Below are 7,236 nucleotides of genomic sequence, written 5' to 3'. Positions count from 1 at the left end.
ATGCTGAACTTGTTTCAGCATCTTCTTCTCGTTTTTCTTGGTGTTGATTGTAAAGTAGAATACTTCAAATTTCCTAGAATGAGACCCTGAAATAAATTCAGGGTGAGAGGTCACATGGGAATAACAAACAGAACTGTCATGCTGAACTTGTTTCAGCATCTTCTTCTCGTTTTTCTTGGTGTTGATTGTAAAGTAGAATACTTCAAATTTCCTAGCACGATTTCAGCATCCTCATCTCACACAAACCAATCCTTAAACGTCCCCTCTTCTACGAGTAAACGCAAAGAGCAAGACAAAGATGAGCATAAATAGGGAAATTCTTGCGATATAATCTCCGTAGCGGACATAAAAGGTGATTTTCTTAACGATAGGAACTTGTACCAATAGACTTCCTTGTTTTTCGTAGCCCAAACTTTCCATGATTTCTCCCTTTGGATTAATCGCTGCCGAAATTCCTGTATTGGCGCTTCGCACAACAGACCGTCTGCTTTCTATCGCACGTAGCCTTGCATAACTTAAATGTTGTTGGTGCCCTTGAGTATTTCCCCACCAAGCATCATTGGTGATAATTGCTAATACTTGAGCGTCATTTCTTACATAGCCAGTGACATATTCCCCATAAACTGATTCATAGCAAATAATAGGAGCAATTCTATGCTGTTGTAGCGTTTGGAATACTTCCCGATTTTCTTGCGTGGTTTTCATCGCTACCGTTCCACCAAGATCAATCATCGCATCGCCTAAGATGGGCTTTAAAACACTCTGATAAGGAAAATTCTCTACGCCAACCACCAATTTAGATTTATGGTAAATTTGATCTTCTTTCTTTGAATTCAGCATAAAAGCAGAATTATAGTCATTGTACCAAAGGCCTTCTCTCACAAAATTGGTTTGCTCTTCTACATTTTCTTCGGAAGTAATTTTTTCATAAAATGAGATTCCGCCTAGAAAATTTGCTTTAGGATAAGTACTTATCATTTTTAAACTTAGATTTTTTCCAAAAGAAAAATCCCATTGCGTGAGTTCTGTTCCGTCTGCAAAAACGGTTTCGGGAGCAAGTACGAGCTCTGTGTTCTCGCTTATTTTTTCTTGTGTTAATTGATACAAGACTTCTCCAATACGTTTATCATTGGTATTGTATTTTTCGGTATACGGGTTTATATTGGGCTGCAGAATAAGCGTTTCCAGTTGAGGTTCTTCTTCATAGGAAAGCTCATAAAACATATAGTACGAAATCCCAATAGGAATCCCTATGAGCAATATGGCATGAATTGCGACTCCTTTTAAGATAGCGGTGTCTTTATACTGAAGGTAAAGTAAAATGCTTTTAAAAATGATAAAGTTTAAAATCCAGACCCATAAAGTTCCTCCAAAAGTTCCTGTAAACTCATACCATTGTATCCACTGGTAATATTCAGAAAAAGCATTTCCTAAATTAAGCCACGGCCAAGAAAATTCCCATTGTAAGTGAAGGTTTTCAAAACTAATCCATAACGAAGTTAAAAATATAGCCGAAATATGAAAAGGAACTCTTTTTGCTAAATAGTGATAGACCAAAACTATTAAACTCATCAGTAGAGAGTTAACTCCCACTGCAAACCACATACCAAAAGGGGTAGAGTAATAGAGCCAAGAGGTGGTGGTGAAATTCCAGATAAAAAAAGTAAGGTAGCTATAGAGAAAAACTTGAAGCGCTCCTTTTTTTTCTTCCGCTTGACGGATATCATATTCCAACCATAACAGCGGAATAAAAGAGATAAAAAGCAATAAAGGGAAACCGTATGTGGGCCAGGCTAGCGAGAGTAATATTCCGCTAAAAATAGCAGCGATGAATTTTTTAATCATAAGGATAAAAATATGCGCAAAGATAAGATTATCACTTTAAAATAAAGAAATTTTACTTCCTAAGTGAAATGTGTCTTTTACTGGCAAAGAAGGTTTATATTTTAGCTTGTTTTGAGCGCTAGCCTGAAAGAATTCATGCTAGCAGGAAGATGAAAGGCTTGACGTTACTTAGGAGACATAATTAGACTAAACTGGACACTACACAAGTATGTAGAAAATAAAATTTAAAATATTTTTTCTTCTGCTGAAGTGGATAAGCGCTAAGAGCATGTGCAATAAAAAAGGGATAAGCGTGAATTATCTAAAAACGCTCCAGTCTAATTTTAAAGAAAATACATTAGAATATAAAGCTACACTTTGGTCGCCAATATCGGTAAAGGCGTAATCTACATGAATACCTTTGTATTTAAAACCGACTCCAAATCCTGGTTGAAATCCTACTTTGGTAGACTGGTCTAACTGTTCTACATTTTGAAAATTCCCCACACCGCCACGTAAATAAATCATTTTAATATAACCCACTTCAAATCCGAAAGAAGGCGTCATACTCACCGCCGAGCTAGAAATAAGATCGTTGGTTTGGGTAAATCGCATGTGCATATCTAACTCGGTTTTAATATCAAAATCATACCGAATTTTAAAAGATTTGGCAACTCCTAATTGAAGTTTGGGTAAAGTGATTTCTGTAGTTTCTGGCAATTCTTGGTTTTGTCCTTCTACCGCATCTTGAATACTGCTGTATTCATCTTCATCAATCGACCACGTATTGTAAGTGGTAGTGATATCTCGTGCCATTACTCCAAACTCCCAACCGTTTTTAGATTGAAACTGAATTCCGGCATCCAAACCAAAACCCCAAGAGTTCGCAAAATCTCCAATAATACGCCGAATCACTTTGGCGTTAACGCCGTAGGAAAGTCCGTCTAGCGGCAATTGCCGAGCATAGGAAAAGGTAAACGCATAATCTGCCGCAGAGAATAAACTAATACGGTCATAATTAATGTCACCTTGATTATCAATAAGATCTGTGGTGTTCATAATATTGTCCACTCCAAACCGAATCACATTAAAGCCAACTGCACTGCGATCATCTAGAGGCATTGCGCCGCCAATATAATCGTAATTCGCAATATTGGCAAAATAGCTGGCGTGCATAAGGGCAATTTCGTTATCCTCTAATCGGGTAAGACCTGCAGGATTCCAGTAACTAGAATTAACGTCGCCTGTGGTAGCAGTAACGGCATTGGCCATACCAAAAGCAGCAGCATCAACTCCAATATTCAAAAATTCATTCGAATACTTTCTAATGCTTTGCGCAGAAGTAGAACATGTAATTAAACCTATAAGGAGTAGAAGTAGTATTCTCACTTCGTCGTTTTTTTGCAAATATCTTATTTATTTATAATATATAAACTTTAATTCTTCTTAGTTATTGTATTTTGCATTGTACGAAGCCTTTCTTTTGTATTTTTGAAAAAATTTATTGGTATGTTGAAGAAGCAAATTCCTAACTTTATTACGTTATTAAACTTGTTGAGCGGTAGTATTGCCGTTATTTTAGCCTTACAAAATCAACTTTTAATGGCTGCTTTTTTTGTAGCTTTAGGTATTTTCTTCGATTTTTTTGATGGTCTTGCAGCAAGAAGTCTTAACGTACAAAGTGAGCTAGGGTTGCAATTGGATTCTTTGGCAGATATGGTGACTAGCGGTCTGGCACCGGGACTTGTAATGTTTCAGTTATTGTGTCAAGCAGTGGGAGCAGAAGTATTGGTGCCCAAAAATTGGGGTGCTTCTAGTTTTGAGATCAACTTCCCTTGGATTGCGGTATTTGGCTTGTTAGTGACTCTAGGTTCTGCCTATAGATTGGCAAAATTTAATATAGATGATAGACAAACCAGTTCTTTTATAGGTCTTCCCACTCCAGCTAATGCGATTTTAATTTTTAGTTTGCCTTTAATTCTTCATTTTCATGAAAGTGAATGGGCGGTGAAAATTATTTTAAATCCTTATTTTTTAATCGGTTTAAGTGTGTTGAGCTGTATTTTGCTTAACGCGGAAGTGAGCCTCTTTGCATTAAAATTTAAGAACTTTTCGCTGAAAGATAATTGGTACCGGTATCTTTTCTTAGCCTTGAGTGTTATAGGCTTAATTCTCTTTCATTTCTTAGCGCTACCTTTTATTATCATAGGATATATTATTCTCTCTCTTATGGTTAGGGAGTGATTTAGTAAGGCGTATATTTACTAAGTTTTTTGTGAGCTAGAATTTAACTTAGCGATAAAAAGTTCTGTTTATCGTGTATATCTTATTCTTCTTTTTTTAAGCATTTCTGTAGATTAATTTTGTCCAAAGGAAATTATTTTGTATTGATTTCTAGTGATCTAATTAATTTACCTACTAATGATGAAGAACTTTACGAACTTATTTTTTTTATTTTTTCTTTTATGTACAGGAACAATTCTGGGGAAAAGCACTACTTGGGTAGACACTCAAAATAGCGATTGGTTCGAAGATAATAACAGAAGCTTTGAGTTGCTTCCCTCAAGCTCAGAAAGCTTTTTTAATCATACTTATATGGTTAATTTGGTACTGCAAGCACCCAACACGTATACGTGGACAGGAGCTACAAATACTAATTGGTCAACCAATAGCAATTGGTTAAATAACGTAGCGCCTCCTACGAATGTAGCAGTAAATATTATTTTTTCTACTACTGTGGCAAACGACATTATTCTTACGGAAAATGTTATGATTATGGATTATGAAAATATGGGATCTGCTAATTTTGATGTGAACGGAAATCGATTAACCATTACTGGTGGTTTCACCACCAATGCGAGTAACTTTATTAAGGCCTCTGCATTTGCATCTGAAATCTATTTTAAAGGAGCAGCTGCGCAAAATATTTCTCCTAACGTTTTTGAAAATGATATCATAAAGCATTTAATTATTGAAAACGCAGTGTCTTTAACATTAGATACGCCAATCTCTGTGACGGGGGTAGTAAGTTTAAGACAAGGTTATTTTTATACCAACGATCAATTTACATTTAAAAGTTATTTTAATAGAACTGCTGTTTTAGGTTCTATTCAAGGTGGAGAAGTAGTTGGAGAAGTAACAGTGGAAACTTATTTTCCAGCAAAAAGAGCTTTTAGATTCTTCTCTTCTGCCGTTAGCACAACAGGAAGTATAAAGCAAAATTGGCAGGAAGGAGTAAATAATACTACTACCGCTCAAAACTTAAATCCTAATCCAGGTTATGGAACACATATCACGGGATCTATGAATGGTAATAATGGTTTTGATGCTACTCCATCAGGAAATTCATCTCTCTTTACTTATGATGATTCTGCTCAAATCTGGACGTCGATTAATACTACCAGTCAAAATTTAATTGAAGCTGGTAAAGCTTATCGTTTAATGATTAGAGGAGATAGAAGTATAAATCTTAATAGCAATACTGCTACACCAACTCCTACAGTGATACGAACTAAAGGAACTTTGAATCAAGGAAATGTCCAACTCACTACAGATGCACCAGCAAATGGATATGTATTTATGGGAAATCCTTATCAAGCGATTGTCGATATGGAAAAGGTTTTGACGAATTCTCCTCAAATTAATCCGCAATTTATATATGTTTGGGATCCTACAGTGAATGTACGCGGAGCTTTTGTGACAGTACAGACCTTATACAATACAAACACAAATGCAAGTTCTAGCGCTAATAAATTTTTACAACCAGGGCAATCCATTTTTGTGAAGAAGAAGAATGTAAGCGGTACTGTAGCAATTAATTTTGAGGAAGGTGATAAAGAATATTCTAATCAAACCATTCCAGTTTTTAGAGCTCAAGCTTCAGAAACAGCTACATTACATGTAAATATGTTTGTGCAGAACGATACAGAAAATTCTATAGATGGTTTTGCAATTAACTTTAATACGAGTTTCAACGATGCAGTAAATGAAGCAGATGCTGGAAAGCTTTTCAATTTAGATGAGAACATTGCTATTAATACTAATAACGAGTTGTTAAGTTTGGAAAATAGAAGTGAACCAATATCGGGAGATGAAATTCAGTTGGCAAACTATACCTATAGAGCAAGTGATTATCAATTGAAATTGGAGCTTAATGGGTTAGAAATGGTGAACGCTTCTTTGTATGATGCATATTTAGATACGTACACGCCACTTGAAAACAACCAAACAAATTGGTTTTCTTTTTCTGTAGACCAAGATATTGAAGCGAGTATAAATTCTAATCGTTTTAAAATTGTATTTACTGAAAGTAGTTTAAATACTCAGGTAAATGTTCTTGAACAGAATGTACAAATGTATCCGAACCCAGCTACAACTGATTTGGTATTTATAAGTGCAGAAGATATTGCAGGAAATAAATCTAGTGTAAGTGTTTATAGTATTTTAGGAAACCGTATGTTCACACAAGATTTTGCTGCGGGATCATCCAATACTTTAGAGTTAAATATTTCTTCTCTAGCCGCAGGTATGTATATTGTTAATGTAAATACGAATGATAAGAGCTTTAGTAAAAAGCTAATCGTTAAATAAGCATAGTTGCTTCTGTAGCAATTACGTATACTCTAAAAAGTCTCGTTTAAAAATTTTAAACGAGACTTTTTAATATCTATCAATTAGGGGTGATTGAAAGATCTTTGATCATGATTTCAACATCGCTTTCTCTCCAGTCCTGTCATTCTGGAAAAATCTGAACAGAGGAAAGATTTTATTCAGAATCTCATGGTGCTAGATTATAGTTGGCAGTTATCAGAAAATGGACTCTCGGAAGTTAAAAGTTAAAAGCTAAAAATGAAAAGCTGAAATAGGACTGTCATTCAGAATGAAACGCAGTGGAATGAAGAATCTTTCTAAAGCAAGTTGAAAAGCTGGATACTAGAAACTAAAAGCGGACGTTGAGTGAAATTTGAAAAGTTAAAAGCTGAAATAGGACTGTCATTCAGAATGAAACGCAGTGGAATGAAGAATCTTTCTAAAGCGAGTTGAAAAGCTGGATACTAGAAACTAAAAGCGGACGTTGAGTGAAATTTGAAAAGTTAAAAGCTGAAATAGAACTGGTATTCAGAATGAAACGCAGTGGAATGAAGAATCTTTCTAAAGCGAGTTGAAAAGCTGGATACTAGAAACTAAAAGCGGCTGTTAAGTGAAAAATGAAAAGCTAAAAGTGAGAAGTGAAAAGTGCAAAATTAAAAGTGAATAAGAACTTCCTAGCAAGATACCCTGAAATGAATTTAGGGTGACAAGTTGTTTGAGTATGATTCCTTAGTCGGGTTTTGCTCAGAATGGCGAATGTTTTAAGTCAAATTTCAAATGCAAGTGAAAAATTTCCTTCGTCGGAATGATAGCTCATTACAA

4 protein-coding genes are annotated in these 7,236 nt (G+C 35.3%); 2 read left to right on the top strand and 2 right to left on the bottom strand.

Going from position 1 to position 7,236, the window contains the following annotated elements:
- Positions 1 to 252 precede the first annotated feature (252 nt).
- A complete protein-coding gene (gene lnt / locus RLT85_RS13910) occupies positions 253 to 1,845 on the bottom strand; it encodes an apolipoprotein N-acyltransferase (protein ID WP_311402650.1) in 1,593 nt (530 codons plus the stop codon).
- Positions 1,846 to 2,142: 297 nt separating this feature from the next.
- On the bottom strand, positions 2,143 to 3,213 hold the full coding sequence (locus tag RLT85_RS13905) for a putative type IX sorting system protein PorV2 (protein WP_311402649.1): 1,071 nt from the start codon (positions 3,211 to 3,213) through the stop codon (positions 2,143 to 2,145).
- Positions 3,214 to 3,333: 120 nt separating this feature from the next.
- Here RLT85_RS13905 and RLT85_RS13900 point away from each other — a divergent pair, with 120 nt between their 5' ends.
- Positions 3,334 to 4,068, top strand: coding sequence for a CDP-alcohol phosphatidyltransferase family protein (locus RLT85_RS13900; protein WP_311402648.1), 735 nt, complete (start codon positions 3,334 to 3,336; stop codon positions 4,066 to 4,068).
- Between the two features lie 177 nt (positions 4,069 to 4,245).
- Positions 4,246 to 6,414: a T9SS type A sorting domain-containing protein gene (locus RLT85_RS13895; RefSeq protein ID WP_311402647.1), complete on the top strand. Its 2,169-nt coding sequence runs from the start codon at positions 4,246 to 4,248 to the stop codon at positions 6,412 to 6,414.
- The last annotated feature ends 822 nt before the right edge of the window (positions 6,415 to 7,236 follow it).

Origin of the sequence: Mesonia ostreae, from assembly GCF_031845265.1 — a bacterium.
GTDB classification, from domain to species: domain Bacteria; phylum Bacteroidota; class Bacteroidia; order Flavobacteriales; family Flavobacteriaceae; genus Mesonia; species Mesonia ostreae.
The sequence above is the reverse complement of the archived record's forward strand: the minus strand, read 5'-3'. Positions and strand labels throughout refer to the sequence as shown.